The organism is Proteiniphilum acetatigenes DSM 18083, assembly GCF_000380985.1.
In the GTDB taxonomy this organism is placed as follows: domain Bacteria; phylum Bacteroidota; class Bacteroidia; order Bacteroidales; family Dysgonomonadaceae; genus Proteiniphilum; species Proteiniphilum acetatigenes.
The window spans coordinates 399,685-417,753 of sequence record NZ_KB905692.1 but is presented as its reverse complement, the minus strand read 5'-3'; the positions used below and the strand labels follow the sequence as shown (position 1 = coordinate 417,753).

General features: G+C 43.0%; 10 protein-coding genes and 1 tRNA gene. 9 read left to right on the top strand and 2 right to left on the bottom strand.

The window, feature by feature from the left end; translation table 11 throughout:
- Positions 1–140: 140 nt before the first annotated feature.
- From F597_RS0101420 to F597_RS0101380, 9 genes are all read left to right on the top strand, one after another.
- Positions 141–3,104, top strand: coding sequence for a SusC/RagA family TonB-linked outer membrane protein (locus tag F597_RS0101420; protein ID WP_019537924.1), 2,964 nt, complete (start codon positions 141–143; stop codon positions 3,102–3,104).
- A gap of 132 nt (positions 3,105–3,236) precedes the next feature.
- Positions 3,237–4,868, top strand: coding sequence for a RagB/SusD family nutrient uptake outer membrane protein (locus F597_RS0101415; protein WP_019537923.1), 1,632 nt, complete (start codon positions 3,237–3,239; stop codon positions 4,866–4,868).
- Positions 4,869–5,162: 294 nt separating this feature from the next.
- Entirely contained in the window at positions 5,163–5,723 is a 561-nt protein-coding gene (locus tag F597_RS0101410; RefSeq protein WP_019537922.1) for an RNA polymerase sigma-70 factor, read from the top strand.
- An 85-nt stretch (positions 5,724–5,808) separates the two neighbouring features.
- Positions 5,809–6,759, top strand: coding sequence for a FecR family protein (locus F597_RS0101405; protein ID WP_019537921.1), 951 nt, complete (start codon positions 5,809–5,811; stop codon positions 6,757–6,759).
- A gap of 132 nt (positions 6,760–6,891) precedes the next feature.
- Complete coding sequence (locus F597_RS0101400) at positions 6,892–10,389, top strand: TonB-dependent receptor (protein WP_019537920.1); 3,498 nt, start codon at positions 6,892–6,894, stop codon at positions 10,387–10,389.
- Positions 10,390–10,404: 15 nt separating this feature from the next.
- A complete protein-coding gene (locus F597_RS0101395; RefSeq protein WP_026327002.1) occupies positions 10,405–12,300 on the top strand; it encodes a RagB/SusD family nutrient uptake outer membrane protein in 1,896 nt (631 codons plus the stop codon).
- 356 nt (positions 12,301–12,656) lie between these two features.
- Positions 12,657–14,105 (top strand): glycoside hydrolase family 125 protein, encoded by a 1,449-nt coding sequence (locus tag F597_RS0101390; protein WP_026327001.1) that lies wholly within the window; start codon positions 12,657–12,659, stop codon positions 14,103–14,105.
- Positions 14,106–14,126: 21 nt separating this feature from the next.
- Positions 14,127–16,424, top strand: coding sequence for a GH92 family glycosyl hydrolase (locus F597_RS0101385; protein WP_019537917.1), 2,298 nt, complete (start codon positions 14,127–14,129; stop codon positions 16,422–16,424).
- 186 nt (positions 16,425–16,610) lie between these two features.
- A complete protein-coding gene (locus F597_RS0101380; protein ID WP_019537916.1) occupies positions 16,611–17,213 on the top strand; it encodes a trimeric intracellular cation channel family protein in 603 nt (200 codons plus the stop codon).
- A 7-nt stretch (positions 17,214–17,220) separates the two neighbouring features.
- Here F597_RS0101380 and F597_RS0101375 read toward each other — a convergent pair whose 3' ends face one another.
- A complete protein-coding gene (locus F597_RS0101375) occupies positions 17,221–17,817 on the bottom strand; it encodes a 5'-methylthioadenosine/S-adenosylhomocysteine nucleosidase family protein (RefSeq protein WP_019537915.1) in 597 nt (198 codons plus the stop codon).
- A gap of 81 nt (positions 17,818–17,898) precedes the next feature.
- Positions 17,899–17,971: transfer RNA gene (locus tag F597_RS0101370), tRNA-Met, on the bottom strand.
- Positions 17,972–18,069: the final 98 nt, after the last annotated feature.

Genomic DNA, 18,069 nt, shown 5'->3' with positions numbered 1-18,069 from the left:
TAAAAAACAGTCCCTATACAATACGGAACCAGGTTGGGGAGAAAAAGTAAAAAAGAAAAAAGATGAGCATGGATGGACTTGAATAAACAAGATCAGCCAATTTATTAATCTAAAAACTGAGAATCAAAAATTTTAATCGTATGAAAAGACTAAATTCCAATTTAGTAAAAGGAATTTTGTTTACATTTTTGTGGACATTTTCCTTATGTATGTTTGCACAGAATATTACCGTTACCGGGACGGTAACTGATACAAGTGGAGAACCGCTGATCGGGGTGACTATTCAGGCACAGGGAACTGCCAATGGTACTGTTACCGATATGGATGGTAATTTTACACTCAATGATGTAGCGCCGGATGGAATATTGGAGATCTCTTATGTAGGGATGGAATCGCAGGAAGTAGCCATAAACAGTCAGACTAACATTCAGATAACCATGTCGGAAGATACGGAACTGCTGGACGAAGTGGTGGTAGTCGGATATGGCACGATGGACAGGCGAGAAGTAACGTCTGCCATAAAAACAGTGAGTGCCCGTGATTTCAACCCGGGAGGTACGCGCAGTCCTCTGGATCTGATCCAGGGAAAAGTGGCCGGATTGAATATGACCCGGACGCAGGGAGCTAACCCCAATTCCGGCGTAGATATCCAGCTACGGGGAGTTACATCCCTTACCGGGACAAGAACTCCGTTAATTGTGATTGACGGTGTACCGGGAGGTAATCTGGATCTGTTGCAGCAGGATGATATTGAATCGTTCAATGTCTTAAAGGATGGTTCTGCCGCCGCTATTTACGGTACGCGGGCCAATGCGGGAGTTATTCTTATCACCACGAAAAAAGGACAGGCAGGGGAACCGCAATTCAACTATTCGACCTATCTGCAACATGACAGGGTGAGTGATAAGCCGGGTATTTTGAGCGCTACGGATTTCCGCGACCTGATCAGTCAGGGAGTAATCGATGCCGATCAGGATTTTGGTGCATCGACCGATTTATTTGATGAGCTGATCAATAAAAATAATCTGAGTCATTATCATAACTTCTCCGCGTCGGGAGGTACGCAGAATACCAATTACCGTGCCTCGGTTTTTTACAGTAACCTCGAAGGTATTGCCAAAGAAAATTCCCGTGAACAGTTCGGAGGGCGTATCAATATTAACCAGAAGGGGTTGCAGGACTTGTTGACGATGTCGTTGAATCTTGCCACGAACGTCAATAAGGCTAATATGCTGGGTGGAGCAAGCGGTGATTTCGAACAGGCTATTCAACGGAATCCAACAGCCCCTTTGTATAATGAAGACGGTAGTTTTTTTGAAACAGAAGCATTTAATAATTACAACCCGTTGTCCCGTCTGGCTAATCGTATTTCCGAGAGAAACCAGCAAACAACCTCTGCCGATCTCAGCCTGCAACTGCAGTTGACGAACGACTGGTCGGTTTCCGCCTTCGGTTCTTATTTACGTAATACTTACAATGACCGTTTTTATCGTTCCTCGGAAGATTGGGATAATCGTGTGGGAACGGAGTATCAGGGAATGGGATATGCTTCCAAATCGAATCATCTGGCCTGGACAAAAACTTTTGAAGCGACAACCGACTATCGGAAAACATTCAACGATATACATACGATTACGGCCATGGCAGGTTACAGTTATCAATATGAAACATTTGAAAATTTTAATGTAAACAATAGTGGTTTTACTACAGATGCTTTTCTGGACTGGAATCTCGGTGCGGGAAGCGCGATCAATGACACCAGTTTGCCGCGTCCGGGAATGGGTAGCGAAAAGCAGGATAATACACTGGTCGCCTTTTTTGGCCGTGTGAATTACTCTCTCGCGGATAAGTATTACCTGCAGGGAATTCTGCGACGGGAAGGCTCCTCCCGCTTCGGGGCGAATCACAAATGGGGTAATTTCCCGGCTGTGTCGGCCGGATGGACCATCAGCGAAGAAGAATTTATGGACGGTGTGGATTTTGTGGATGAACTCAAATTCCGTGTCGGATACGGCATTACGGGTAATCAGGGAATTCCCAATTATCAGTCATTGGTTACTTTGGGCACCGGGGGAGTATATCCTCAGAATGGCGTATATTATCAAACCTACGGTGCCGCCCGCAACCCGAATCCGGACCTTCGCTGGGAGCAGAAAGCCGAATTGAATTTTGGAGTAGACTTCGCTGTCCTGGAAAGGAGGATCAGCGGTTCCATCGATGTATATAACAGGAATACAAAGGATCTGTTATACAATTATAACGCACAACAACCACCGTATGTACGTGATCTGATATATACCAATGTGGGAACATTAAGGAATTCGGGGATCGAGTTTCAGATCTCTGCTATACCCCTACAACAGAATAATTTCAATTGGAATATTGATTTTACGGCAAATACCCAAAGTAACCGGTTGACGAAACTTTCCAGTGATCTGTATGAGGCTAATTGGCTCTCGTTCTACGGACTTCCTTCCCCGGGTAACTTAGGAGATGCATTCCGTCTGGAAGAAGGCGGTTCGGTCGGGAATTTCTACGGCAAGCGTTTTGCCGGATTTACGGAAGACGGAAAATGGCTGTTCTATAAACAGGACGGATCGACCGGAACAGCCACTGAAATGAGTGATGACGACCTGACTGTTATCGGGAACGGTGTCCCGAAATTTCAGGCATCACTCACGAACACCTTTACATATAAAAATTTTGACCTGACGTTTATGTTCCGGGGTAAATTCGGTTTTGATATCCTGAATTTGAAGGAACTATATTTCGGGAATAAAAAATGGCTGCCGAATAACCTGTTCAAGAGTGCTGTTACGAAACATGATCAATTAGATGATGATCCTCAATACTCAGACTATTATCTTGAAAAGGGAGATTTTGTGAAGCTCGACAATCTGACGTTGGGATATAATGTCCCATTGAATACCTCCTATATCCGGAATTTACGGGTTTACGTGACAGGAAAAAACCTGTTTACCATTACAGGATACAGTGGGTCGGATCCTGAATTGCAGGATACAGGATTTGAGCCCGGTGTGGATGCCCGGGACTATTATCCCCGCACACGCTCATGGTCTGTTGGATTGAATATTGGATTTTAACTGTAAAAAATCTAATGGAATAGAAAATAAAAAGTATTAATCATATGAAACGAGCATGATAATCATTATCACACAAGATCATGACTAATGCGAGTTCCATATGACACCATTGAAAATAAATATTTTAGTCATATGAAAAATAAAATATATCATATATCTGCTCTCATTTTGGCAGCGATACTCATGGCCGGAATGAATAGTTGTACCGATCTGGATGAGAATGTCTACAGTGAATTGCATGAGTCGAATTTCTATAATAACAGGTTGGAAGTGCTGCAAGCCGCTTTGAGGCCGTTTACACATATGCAGGCCTGGCTGGCGCCCACCGGTCAGAACGGATATTATTATCATGCAGAATTGTCGGCTGATCAGCTGGCATGGCCGCAGAAAGGGCGTCATGGATACGATGGCGGAGACCATTTCCGTCAGCACTACCATACATGGACAGCCAATGAAGGACGTATGCGTACGGCATGGACCCTGATGTGGACAGGGGTTGGTTATGTGAATGCTGCAATTATGGACCTGGAGGAGGTGGATTATGAAGCATTGGATATTTCCGAAGAAGAAATGATCGCCATTTTGTCCGAATTATATGTGTTGCGTGCTTTTCATTATATGAAGATCATGGAGCTATGGGGCAACGTGCCTATTATCACAGCCGTAGCGGAACCGATAAATCCGCCTACGCAATCGAAAGCCGAAGTGTTTGATTTCATTAAGACGGAACTGGAGGCACATGTGCCTAATCTTCTCCCCTATTCGGAAGAGTTGATAGGGCGTGTATCGCAAACCGCCGGATATGCTATGCTTGCGGAGTTATACCTGAATGCAGAGTACTTTATCGGAGAACCTATGTATGACGAATGTATTGCTGCTTGTGACAAAATTATCAGTGGGGAAGCAGGAGGTATTAATGGTACTCCTGAACTGGCATCTGACCTGTTGGAAACATTTTCCAATACCAATCAGAATGCAAGTGAGGCATTGTTCCAGTTCGCATTTAGTCGTTTAGGCGGATTTACATTCGATTGGGGTGGATTTTTTATGGGATATTCCAACATGAGCCGTGCGCTTAATGTCGGTTATTCCGGGAACAATGCCTTTGTGGTGATCCCGTCGGCATTCGATGCTTATCAGGATAATGATCTGCGTAAGGAAGAGTGGTTCTTGTTCGGCCCTCAATATGAATATGGTACAGATACTCCGATCTTAGGAACGGAAGAGTATAACGGGCAGCCGCTGATTTATGTAAATTCTATTCGTCGGGAAAGTCAGGGCGACCTTACCAGCGAAGGAGGAATGGATCAGGGAGAAGAGAACAGCGGAGCCCGGTTTCATAAATATAAGAGTGGAACGATAGATGATGAGGACTATCGCGAAAATCACTATATAATTTACCGGTTGACGGAGATTTACTTTAATAAAGCAGAAGCATTGATGCGGAAGAACAACGGCGTGGCCACACAGGAAGCCGTGGATCTGGTGAATGCTTCCAGAAAGAGAGCATTCACAGACGAAGATTGGGCAGAGGCACAATATACAACCTCTACCTTGACCATGGATGAGTTGCTGGCCGAACGCGGCAGGGAATTTATTTTCGAAGGAAAACGCCGCACGGATATTATCCGTTTCGGTAAATTCACGACCGGTAGCTGGTGGGATCATGAACCGACGAACGATCCGAATCGGGAAATCTATCCCGTTCCTCATACCCAGTTGGCTGCTAATCCGAATCTGGTGCAGAATCCCGGTTATGAATAAAATGTTTTGAAAACATAAAGCAATTAGCCAGGACAATCTGAATAAAAAATAACGTGGCGGAATAAAGCCACGTTATTTTTTTATCTGCATAGCAAAGTATGGTCTTTATACCTACAGTAGTTATTCTGAATTTGTTAAAATAAAAGATATACAGCATCGTTTTTTAGAAAAAGGAATATTTGTTTTACTTTTGTAAGATACGGTTCTTGTAGTGGCAATATAAAAGAGATTTGTCTATATAAGAAATGGATCGAGAATTTCCTGGAAGTATAAGATAGGTTGGGGGTAATTCAAATGAAAAAAATATTTCCATCGGATAGATTTGCTGAGTTATACAGTGCTTATTATAAAAAATCCTTTTTGTTTACCAAATCCTATGTTCAGGACAAATATGTAGCGGAAGATATCGCCTCCGAAGCGTTGATGAAATTATATGAGAAATTGCAGAAAGAAGAGATTGAGAGTATTCCTGCTTATTTATTGACTTTATTGAAAAACCAATCGTTGGATTATCTGCGTAAAAAAGCTGTCAGGGATAAAGCACATGTAGATTATTCCACTGCGGATTATGAGGAACTGAATTACCGTATATCCACTTTACAGGAATGTGACCCCAGTCTGATCTTCTCTAAAGAAATTCAGAGTATTATTGATACAACACTGGAACAGTTGTCCCCGCAAACCCGTAGGGTTTTTGTATTGAGTCGCTATGAGAATTATTCCAATAAAGAGATTGCCGCGGCGCTAAATATCAGTGTGAAAAGTGTTGAATACCATATTACCAAAGCCTTGAATCTATTTCGTGAGAACTTGAAAGATTACCTTCCTTTGTTTTATTTCCTTTTTCTTTTTTAAAAAAAACAGATTTTTTGTTTAGGGTTGCCGGGATGTAATACGTCATCTATTACAACGACGGTAATTTAACTTGCTTTTGCGAGAGATGGACGATTTATTAAAAAAATATCTCGAAGGAGATACCAATCGAATAGAAAACAGAGATGTTTTTGAATGGATCAGGCAGTCAGATAAAAATGAGCAGAAATTCAAAGCGTTAAGACGATTGCATGATATTGCCATATGGCGGGATGATGCAACCTCTGCGCCAGTTGTACGGAAAAAAGTTCAAAAACGGAATGTCAGCATTTTTATACGTATTACGGCAGCATGCATACTGGCTATGGCTTTATTTTATTTTTATCAACAGGTATCGGACAGCGATATTGAATGGATAGTCGGACAATCCGATGCCGGGATGCAGGAGATGAGTGTACCCACCGGACAATATGCCGAGTTGGTGTTGGATGACGGTACAAAAGTCTGGCTTAATTCTAAATCGACTCTTATTTTTCCTTCTCGCTTTATCGATACAGAAAGAGTTGTGTGGCTTTCCGGTGAAGGATATTTCGAGGTGGCTCACGATTCCGGTCGTCCGTTCAAAGTTGAAACACAACAATATAGTATAGAGGTGCTTGGGACGGAATTCAATGTCCGTGCTTATGAGGGATTACAGCTTTTTGAGACATCTCTATTGGAAGGAAGTGTGATGGTCAGATCGGTACAAACGTCGGAAGACCTGTATTTAAAACCGAATGAGCGGGCTATCGGAAAAGACAGTGAACTGAATATAACCTCTTTTAATAAAGATGAATTTTTGTGGCGGGAAGGAATTCTTTTTATTGATAATAAATCTATTTATGAAATCCTACCGGTATTAGAGCAATACTTTGATACCAAATTCATAATAGAGGAAGACAGCGTTGAAAAACATAAAAAATATACCGGAAAATTCCGTATTCAGGATGGAGTTGAGCACATTTTGAATGTACTTCAGATCCAAAATACATTCTCATACGAAATGCATCAGGAAGATAAAACAATTATAATTAAATGAAGGCCTATGGAATAAGAGATATTTTATCAAAATTTAAGAACATGAGTAAAACGACTAATTATTAATAATCTAAAATCAATTTAATGAATAATGGAACATATTAGTAGGAAAAGAGTGAACATTCTTAAGAACATGAGAGGACTCTATACACATAATATACGTGTCTCGGTACTTCTTATATTTACTTTATTCACGTATTCTCTGAGTGCAAATTCTCAGGATGTAAAGGTGAGTTTAACGATTAATAACAAGCCTGTTATAGATGTATTGACAGAAATAGAAAAGCAGACAGATTATTTATTTGTTTACAGTTCCGATGAGATCAGTACCAATAGGAAAGTTTCAGTGCGTGCTAATAATGAGTCTATTGATAAGGTACTGAAGGATATTTTTTTCAACACGGATATTGAATCAAAAATAGAAGGGAAAAATATTCTTTTGGTTAAAAAGCAGGAAAATATAGCAGCCATACGTCAATCGGGGCCAGTCGTGACCGGGATCGTCACTGATTATTTGGGAGATCCTCTTCCCGGTGTTAATATACGGGTGAAAGGAATCGATGCGGGAGCCATTACGGATATTGACGGTAATTTCAGGCTCGAAGTTCCTTATGCGAATGCTACGCTGGTATTTTCTTTTGTAGGTTTTCAGCCGCAGGAAGTAGCGCTTGGAGGAAGGGATCATATAACCGTACAATTAGTAGAAGACAGCAAAGCATTGGAAGAGGTGGTGGTTGTCGGATATACCACACAAAGGAAAGCAACCATCACCGGTTCGGTGGCGACTATAACCACTAAAGATCTTAAGCAAAGTCCCACTGCAAACATCAATAACGCTTTGGCAGGGCGTATGCCGGGATTAATGGTCAATCAATTCAGCGGAGGAGAGCCGGGAGTAGATGTGGCCGATGTCAATATCCGGGGTATGGGAACATACGGAGATAAATCTCCTATTGTGATCGTTGATGGTGTTGAGCGGGATATGAGTTATCTGTCTGCGGAAGAGATAGAGACTTTTACAATACTCAAAGATGCTTCTGCTACTGCCGCTTATGGTATCAGAGGCGCAAATGGTGTTATTATTGTAACGACAAAGCGGGGACAGGCCCAGGAAAAAGCCACGGTGAATTTTAAAGCATCCGTGGGTACGAATCATCCCGTGAAATTCCCTCAATATTTGGGTTCGGCCGATTATGCGACACTTTACAATGAAGCGATGATAAACAGTAATCCGAATACCGATCCCTCCTCTCTTACTCTGTTTTCAGAGCAATCCATAGAAAACTTCAGGAATGCAAAGGGAGATAATTCGGATGGCCTGGGATATAACTGGGATTATTTCGATTATGCTTTTAAACCGGGAATCCAGCAGGACTATAGCCTTTCTGTCAGGGGAGGCTCCAATCAGGCGCGTTATTTTGTGATGGGGAATTACTATGAGCAGAGCGGTAATTATAAACATACGAATTTAACACAATACGATACGCAGGCGGTATTCAAACGCTATAATTTCCGTGCTAATGTAGATGTGGATATTACGAAAGATTTTTATGTGAAAGTAGATCTTGGCGCGCGTATTACGGACAGGAACGCACCCGGAACCACAGCTTCGAGAGTGGTAGCCATTGCCAATACTCAACCTCCCTATCTGCCTATAACCCTGCCTGATAACGGACATCCGGAAAATGAGTCCTATGTCTTAAATAATCCGTATGGCCTGCTATATGGTGATTTTTTACATCGCTACAATATATTGGGTGAGTTATCGCGTACCGGTTATTTGAACGAAAAGAAAACTTTTTTGAACGGTTCTTTTGCATTAGGACATAAGCTCGATTTTATTACCGAAGGTTTAAAAATAGAGGGGATCTTCTCTTATGATGCCGAAGAGGGACGTTGGATCAGAAGGGTGCTTGAAACACGTGCCGACGGTTATGCAAGTTATGGTCGGTATGCCACCTTTCAGCCTGCAGAAGGCAATCACGGGGCGTTCTATATGAATAATACCTATTATGACGGGCGGTATGTATTAGGTAATCCCTGGTATAATACTGATGAGACAATAGGGAACAGTTTAAGCCATAATGCTGCGCAGAGTAAGACCTATTATCAGTTGAAACTGGAATATCTGCGTCAGTTCGGAGGACAGCATGATGTGTCGGGTCTGGTTTTATTTAACCGCTCAACACGTAGTTATGACAACAGGGTGGAATACCGTTATCAAGGTATAACGGGACGGATGACCTATGCATTTGAGAACAAATACCTGGCGGAATTCAATATCGGGTATAACGGCTCAGAAAATTTTGCTCCCGGTAAACGGTACGGGACGTTCCCCGCCGGTTCATTGGGATGGGTTATCTCCGAAGAACCGTTTATGGATGGTACGAAAAATTGGCTGGACAACTTGAAAATAAGGGGATCATACGGTCTGGTGGGAAGTGATAAAATATCGGACTCCAATGATGATCGCTTTGCTTACCTGCAATTTTACGTAGGCGGAAGCGGATACAGTTTTGGGATCAACGAGTTTGGCAGCGGACTCAGTGGGTTACGGGAAGGTAATTTTGCCAATCCGAACCTTACATGGGAGAAGGCCCGGAAATTGAATATCGGTATCGATGCTTCACTTTTTGGGCAGCGTTTGAACTTCTCTATTGATTATTTCAATGAGTATCGGTATGATATCATCACCAGCTTAAGCGGAGGAGATAAACTGGGATTTCCTGATATTGTGGGAAAAGACGCTCCCTTTATCAATTCAGGGATTGTGGAAAACCGTGGTATTGATTTTGAAATAGGATGGAACGGACGTATCGGAAGAGATATAAGATACTATATCCGGCCTAATTTCACTTTTGCACGCAACAAAATAAAGTTTATGAATGAAATTCCTTATGATGAGGAATACCGGAGAAATACCGGTAAACGAATTGATGAACATTTTGTGTATGTATTCGACCGTTTTGTCTATGATCAGGAAGATGCTGATCGTTTGAATGCCATGAACAGTGGAAACGGATTTCAACCGTGGGGCAGGCTCTATCCCGGTGATGTGGTATATAAGGATCTGAACGGTGATGGAAGGATCGATGATGAAGGAGACCGCATGAATATGGGATACCCAAGGACTCCGGAAATACAATTCGGGATCCCTTTGGGAATACAATACAAAGGATTTGACCTGAGTGTCCTTTTTCAGGGGGCGACGAACAGCAGTGTGCTTTTGAACGGTGCGGCCGTATGGGATTTTCCGGCATACGAACAAGATCAGACAGGTAAAGTAAAACCCATGCATCTTAACCGATGGACGGAAGGGACGAAGGATGCGGCTACTTATCCGCGTCTTACTATCGGTGCAAATAATAACAATAAAAACGGGCAAAGTAGTTTGTTCTTATATGATGCATCGTACCTGCGATTGAAAAATTTTGAAATCGGATACTCTTTACCGGGGAAAGCCATCCGATTCGCCGGATTACAAACAGTAAGAGTTTATATGCAGGGAATGAATCTGCTTACATTGGATAATCTTAAAGAAGTTGACGTTGATCCCGAAACAAGAAGCGGTGACGGTTCCTGGTACCCCGTACAACGTATTTTCAATTTTGGAATAGATATAACTTATTAATACAGATAAAAAATGATGAACAAGATAAAGTTATTTGCCGGATTAATAGCATCTATATCTCTCTTATTCATGGGATGTGATGATTATTTAGATAGAATGCCGGATGATAAAGTAAACGAACAGGAAGTCTTTACCCGTTTTGATTACGTCAATCAGTTGGTAACAGATCTTTACCGGGATAGCAAGTTGGCAAACAGACCTCTCATATATTTCAACCACTTTGGGACTGCTGCTATTACGGACGAAGCCAGTGCCAGTAGTCATGAAGCGGCCATCCCGCACCAGTTTCATATCGGTAATTACGGCCCCTCTCAGGGGATGCCTGATCGCAGTAGTGTAGGCCAATATTGGTGGGATCTGTATACCAAGATACGTAAAGCAAATATTATACTGGAAGGCGTGGAAAAATACAACACGCCTGACAATCCGCAAATGGGGCGGGAAGGAGATATTGTGAAAAGAGTGGGGGAAACGTATTTCCTGCGTGGGTATCTTCACTTTCTGTTATTGCGTGCTTATGGTGAAGTTCCCTATGTGGATCATGTGATAAATCCAGATGATGATATGTCATTCACTCAATTATCGGCACATGAAATAGTGGAACGTATTTGCGCCGATGCCGATGAGGCATACGCCAGGGTTGCAGCCTTTAACGGAGGACAGGATTTTGGTCGTGTAGACCAAGGAGCCTGTCTCGGATTGAAAGCGATGGCAAGGTGGATTGCTGCCACACCTATGTATAACGGAGGTAATTTCCCGAACGATACACGGTTATACAAAGATGAATACGGGTATGACGCAAGTAGATGGGAAGCAGCTAAAACGGCAGCAAAAGCGGTGATGGAAGCCAAAGATAACAGCGGAGGGTTACGTTATTCTTTATATTCAAAACATGATGTGAACGATTTCGGTGATCTTAACAACGATAATACCAACAATAGTAAAGTCTACCGGCGTTTATGGAATATGTTCTTTGATATGGATGCCATACAAAGCGAATGGGTATGGTTTGTGACGAGAGATAAGGATACCGGTTGGTCGGGAGATGTGTTGCCTCCGTCGCAAGGCGGGCATGCAAGACAGCGACCTCTTCAGCAACAAGTAGATGAATATGAATATATTGCTCCGGATGGGTATGGGTATCCTATATATGCCGACAGAGCCGTCTCGGACGGATACGATGATGAGAATCCGTATGAAAGCGTCCGGCGGGATCCCCGTTTTTACCGGGATATCCGTTACCACGGTTCTGTTTATCGGGGTGCAACATTGAATACCGCTGAAGGAAATGACGCTGTCAGCGGAAGCTATCTTGGTAACGCATCGCATACCGGTTATTATTTACGTAAATTTTACAAGGATGGATGGACCAGAGGCGATGGTGGACATATAATCAATGGCCCGGCTATCTGGCGGCTCCCCGAAATAATGTATATCTATTGTGAAGCTGTAAATGAGACAACCGGTCCCAATGAAGAGATATACGATATACTGAATGAGATACGCGCACGTTCTTTTATGGCTCCCATTCCACCGGCCGCAAGAACGGACAAAGAGTTGATGAACGAATATATACAAAGGGAGCGTCGTGTTGAATTATTCTATGAAAACCATCGTATCTGGCATACACGGTTATACCTCGAGCCCGATGATCCGGCCGAAATCGCACTTGAAAATGCGTATGTGAATGCCGATAGCTGGCCGTATCCTAAAACACAACGTTGGTCTCATGGAATGAGACCCGTTGAAGATGAGAATGGGAAAATAGAAGTGAACGGTAAAAAATATAGAATGCAACGATTTGAAATCCAGGAAGGCCGTGTATTCGAAACGCCAAGACATTACCTGTTCCCGATAATGACGGATGAATTAAGAAGAACTCCGGGATTGGTGCAAAATCCGGGTTGGTGAAAATTTGATAACACCGGTAATATAAGTATGAATAAGGTTGTCTGAATAACGATTTGATTTTGGGCAACCTTATTTTATAGGAGAATTGATCCTTTAATTTGGTAGATTGGGTAAAAAAAGGTTGAGGAGGTATTGTACAGTATATATACATTGACAAGTGGATGTTTCAAAATCTTAATAAATACAATCAAACATGAATATATCCGTAAAATAGTTGCACACGTTCTTAGGAACTTCTATTTTAGTTCCCGTTTTTCAGACAGTTTCAATAACAGGGATAACGATACAGTCCATTTGTTGTTTTGGAATTTTTAAATCCGATCAGAAGATAGTATAATAACTCATATAATTTAATTATGACAACGCGTAGAAATTTTATTAAAAAGACCGCGATGGGATTAACTGCACTTGCCATACATCCTGCCTGGGCCGCCTCATCGGTAAGAGGAGAGGCTGCCAAGAGAAAATTTGTTTCCAACCGTCCTGCAACGGGTGACCGGCATTTTACTTCGGTTGCCGTAGAACAAACCATTACAAGGGTCAAAGCAAAGATAAAAGACCCCAAACTGGCATGGATGTTTGAGAACTGTTTTCCCAATACGCTGGATACAACGGTCAATTTCAGTATGAAAAACGGTAAGCCCGATACCTTTGTGATCACCGGCGATATCGATGCCATGTGGCTCCGGGATTCGTCGGCACAGGTATGGCCTTATCTGCCGCTTACAAAATCCGATGCAGAACTGAAGCAACTGATCGCAGGGGTGATCAACCGGCAAACACAATGTATTCTTATCGATCCTTATGCCAACGCTTTTTATGCGGAGCCCAACCCCAACGGGCATTGGGTAAGCGACCGCACAGAAATGAAACCGATGCTGCATGAACGTAAATGGGAGATCGATTCGCTTTGTTATCCGGTAAGGCTCGCTTACAACTACTGGAAAACGACAGGCGATACTTCCGTTTTCGATGCCGATTGGAAAAAGGCGATGGGGCTCGTGATAAAAACATTCAAAGAGCAGCAACGTAAAGAGGGTCTCGGCCCTTATAAATTTCAACGGGTAACTGAACGTCAATTAGATACGGTGAACAACGATGGCTACGGTAATCCGGTCAACCCGGTGGGTTTGATCGTCTCTACGTTCCGTCCGTCGGATGACGCTACTACCTTCCAGTTTCTTGTTCCATCCAACTTTTTTGCCGTCACTTCACTGAAACAGATCGCTGAGATTGCCGAAAAAGTTGCCGGAGACAATATGCTGGCAGCTGAAAGCAAGGCATTGGCCGACGAGGTGAGCAATGCGCTTAAGCAGTACGCCATTGTAGAGCATCCCAAATATGGAAAAGTGTATGCTTTTGAAGTAGATGGCTTTGGCAATGCCTATTTCATGGATGACGCCAATATACCCAGTTTGTTGGCGATGCCTTATTTGGATGGCGTTGCACAAAATGATCCCATTTATCAGAATACTCGTAAACTGGTATGGAGTGAAGATAATCCTTACTTCTTCAGAGGAACTGCCGGAGAGGGTATCGGAGGCCCGCATATCGGATATGATATGGTCTGGCCGATGAGCATTATTATGCGTGCACAGACCAGCAGTAGCGACGATGAGATCCGGGATTGCCTGCGGATGTTGCGCGATACCGATGGAGATACAGGCTTTATGCATGAGTCGTTCCATAAGGATGATCCGGCTAAATTTACCCGGAAATGGTTTGCCTGGGTAAATACCCTGTTTGGAGAGTTGATCGTGGATTTGGAAGGAAAAGGAAAAATGGATTTAGTCAACTCGATATAGTCCGATAATCAATAAAAAGGAATGAAAAGAAAATTATTTGTTATTGCGACTGTATTGTCGCTGTGTGCAGGATATACCGGAAAGGCAGCAACACAATCAGAGAACACGCCGGTCGATTATGTAAATATCCTGATGGGGACCATGTCCGAGTTTCCCCTGTCTCACGGAAATACCTACCCGGCCATAGCTGTTCCCTGGGGGATGAACTTCTGGACGCCCCAGACCCGCAAGATTGGTGATGGCTGGCAATATGTTTATACCGACTACAAACTGAACGGGTTTAAGCAAACCCATCAACCGAGTCCCTGGATGAATGATTACGGGCAGTTCTCCATTTTTCCGATGACTGACAGGATGGAATTCGATCAGGAAAAAAGAGCCAGCTGGTATTCGCACAAGGCCGAAGTGGCAAAACCCTATTACTATAGCGTTTATCTTGCCGATTATGATATTACTACAGAGATTACGCCGACCGAACGGGCTGCCGTTTTCCGTTTCACGTTTCCCGAAACGGAAAAAGCCTATGTGCTGGTCGACGCATTCGACAGAGGATCGGCAATAGAGATCCTGCCTGAAAAGAATGCCATTATCGGTTACACTACGCGCAATAGCGGAGGTGTACCGGAAAACTTCAAAAACTATTTTGTGGTTCAGTTCGATAAACCGTTCCAATACAAAAATGTGGTGAAGGACGGAGATATCCAACAGCAGGGCAATAAGGCTGAAGCCAATCATACCGGTGCTTTTATCGGCTTCTCTACCCAACGGGGGGAAAAGGTGATCGCAAAAGTGGCCTCTTCTTTCATCAGTTACGAACAGGCCTGGCAAAACCTGAAAGAGGTTACCGAGAAAGATTTTGAAACGGTGAAAAAGGAAGGTCGTGACGTCTGGAACAAGGTGCTTGGCAAAATAGAGATAGAAGGTGGTAACCTCGATCAGAGACGTACGTTCTATTCTACTTTCTACCGCTCTACGCTGTTCCCCCGCAAATTCTATGAGATCGATGCGAAAGGAAACATCATCCATTACAGCCCCTATAACGGTGAGGTCCTTCCCGGATATATGTATACCGATACCGGATTCTGGGATACATTCCGTGCACTCTTTCCCTTCCTGAACCTGGTCTACCCGTCGGTGAATGTGGAAATACAACAAGGACTGGTCAATACATATAAGGAGAGCGGATTCCTGCCGGAATGGGCAAGTCCCGGCCACCGGGGTATCATGATCGGCAACAATTCGGCTTCGGTGGTGGCTGACGCCTATTTGAAAGGTTTACGCGGATACGATATCGAAACGCTCTACGAGGCGATGTTGCACGGTACTGAAAATGTGCACCCTAAGGTCTCCTCCACAGGGCGTTTAGGTCATGAATATTACAATACATTAGGCTATGTTCCCTATGATGTAAAGATCCATGAAAATGCCGCACGTACGCTGGAGTATGCCTATGCCGACTGGACCATCTACAAACTGGCCAAAGCGCTGAATCGTCCCCAGGAGGAGATCGACCGGTTTGCCAAACGCAGTCAGAACTACCGGAACCTTTATTCGCCGGAGCATAAACTGATGCGCGGACGCAATAAAGACGGTTCGTTCCAGTCCCCTTTCAGTCCCACGAAATGGGGAGATGCCTTTACGGAAGGGAATAGCTGGCACTACACATGGTCGGTATTCCACGACCCGCAGGGATTGATCGACCTGATGGGCGGCAAGAAGGAGTTTGTGAATATGCTCGATTCCGTATTTGTGATGCCTCCTATTTTTGATGACAGCTACTATGGAGGAGTGATCCATGAGATCCGTGAGATGCAGGTGATGAATATGGGGCAGTACGCGCACGGCAATCAACCCATTCAGCATATGCTCTATCTTTATAACTATGCGGGTGAACCGTGGAAAGGCCAGTATTGGATACGCGAGGTGATGGATAAGCTCTATAGCCACCATCCTGACGGCTATTGCGGTGATGAGGATAACGGACAGACTTCGGCGTGGTATGTCTTCTCCGCACTCGGGTTCTATCCGGTTTGTCCCGGTACCGACCAGTATGTGATAGGATCTCCGTTGTTCAATAAGATGACCGTTCATCTGGAAAACGGGAACAAAATTGAGATCAATGCTCCGGATAACAGTAGTGAGACGAGATATGTTTCCGATATCAAAGTAAACGGACAGCAGTATACAAAGAACTACTTTACCCATGATCAGTTGATAAATGGAGCAAAAATCGACTTTTCCATGTCTGCCACGCCCAATAAGACACGCGGCATCAATGAGTCCGATTTTCCCTATTCCTTCTCCAACGAGAAAAAATAAGGTTCAACATTCAATAAAAAAGTGCCGTCGGAATTTATCCGGCGGCACTTTTTTATGATTTACTCAACGTTTTCTTCTCTATCCGGTCTGGAACAAAATCATTTTGCAATTGTTTATGAAGCGAGCATGAGAGTAATTGTCATGCCGATGTTATAGGTATTTTAAGACTCAACCCCCACGTCACAAATGTTATTTTCAGTATTAGATATAATAGGTACAGTAGCTTTTGCTATTTCAGGAACGCTTACAGCCATAGAGAAGAGATTCGATATTTTTGGTATTGCTATTATTGCTGCCGTAACGGCTATAGGGGGAGGGACATTGAGGGATATGCTCATCGGAAATATGCCTGTAACCTGGTTGCTTAACCTTGAATATCTTTACATAGTGATTGCTGCCATTATTGTTACGATTTTCTTCAGGAAAAGTCTGAATAAACTTCGGAAATCCCTTTTACTGTTCGATACAATAGGAATAGGAATTTTTACGCTTATTGGGATACAAAAAGGCCTGTTAATCGGTTTGCACCCTATAGTATGTGTCCTTTTAGGTACGGTAACCGCTTGTTTTGGAGGAGTGATCAGAGATACGCTTTGTAATGATGTACCGATCATCTTTAAAAAAGAGATTTATGCCACGGCGTGCATTATCGGTGGGGGTATATTTTTCTTGACTCAATACTGGGGGTTGACTCAGAATTCAGTCTATTTGGCTACTATTATATCCATTATCACTATTCGACTTTTTGCCGTTCGCTACCATTGGTCTTTACCTGTGATAAAACTGTAGGAAAATATCAGTTGCACAATGCTGATAATATATTCTGTTCTTCAAACCATACAGCCAGTCCGGCGCGTGCTTCAGCAAGTTTGTTTTCCCAATGTTTAACAGAATTTCTGCCGATTATATCTGTAATATATTTCACGGAAAGGAACGTCACATTCAACTCTTTGCACACATACGCCTGCGCATAGGCTTCCATATCCACAATATCTCCCTGAAAAGAGGCCGCTTCGGTAATGAAAGTATCTCCGGTACTGCAAATACCTTGTTTTTCATATTTCATTATCCGGTTTCTTAAGGATAAATTGGTGGAGCCAAGTAACTCTATACCGTTGATCTCATATTCTATCCCGGGCAATTGAGTTGCTTCATAATCCCGATCAATGAAATGATTCGCAATGAAAATATCTCCGATGTCATGTATCAAAGTGCCTGCTGTCCCAATATTCAATACTAAATCCGGTTTGTTTTGACAAATATATTTTGTTAAGATATAGGCCGATTTTGTCTTACCGACTCCTGTCTGTATATGTACGATATTGCAGCCTTCAGACTTTAAGGGAATAAATTCTTCCTTTACGGCATAAGTAACAAAAACTTTTTTTATCATAGCAATAAAAAATAAGAAATAGTTCTCAATATACCTATAAAAGAGCCGACTCTCTGTTACGAAAGCCGGCTTTTTCAAGTGTTGCGGAGACAGGACTCGAACCTGTGACCTTTGGGTTATGAGCCCAACGAGCTACCAACTGCTCCACTCCGCGATCTGTTTTCCTTAATTGGACTGCAAAGATAGATCATTTTATTCAAAAAACAAAATATTCCTCAATCTTTTTTATTTGTAGCTGAAAAATCGTACTTT

What these genes read in the sequence shown, in the direction of transcription:
- F597_RS0101420 (WP_019537924.1), top strand. Translation starts at nt 141, where the DNA reads ATGAAAAGACTAAATTCCAATTTAGTAAAAGGAATTTTGTTTACATTT.
- F597_RS0101415 (WP_019537923.1), top strand. Translation starts at nt 3,237, where the DNA reads ATGAAAAATAAAATATATCATATATCTGCTCTCATTTTGGCAGCGATA.
- F597_RS0101410 (WP_019537922.1), top strand. Translation starts at nt 5,163, where the DNA reads ATGAAAAAAATATTTCCATCGGATAGATTTGCTGAGTTATACAGTGCT.
- F597_RS0101405 (WP_019537921.1), top strand. Translation starts at nt 5,809, where the DNA reads ATGGACGATTTATTAAAAAAATATCTCGAAGGAGATACCAATCGAATA.
- F597_RS0101400 (WP_019537920.1), top strand. Translation starts at nt 6,892, where the DNA reads ATGAGAGGACTCTATACACATAATATACGTGTCTCGGTACTTCTTATA.
- F597_RS0101395 (WP_026327002.1), top strand. Translation starts at nt 10,405, where the DNA reads ATGAACAAGATAAAGTTATTTGCCGGATTAATAGCATCTATATCTCTC.
- F597_RS0101390 (WP_026327001.1), top strand. Translation starts at nt 12,657, where the DNA reads ATGACAACGCGTAGAAATTTTATTAAAAAGACCGCGATGGGATTAACT.
- F597_RS0101385 (WP_019537917.1), top strand. Translation starts at nt 14,127, where the DNA reads ATGAAAAGAAAATTATTTGTTATTGCGACTGTATTGTCGCTGTGTGCA.
- F597_RS0101380 (WP_019537916.1), top strand. Translation starts at nt 16,611, where the DNA reads ATGTTATTTTCAGTATTAGATATAATAGGTACAGTAGCTTTTGCTATT.
- F597_RS0101375 (WP_019537915.1), bottom strand. Translation starts at nt 17,817, where the DNA reads ATGATAAAAAAAGTTTTTGTTACTTATGCCGTAAAGGAAGAATTTATT.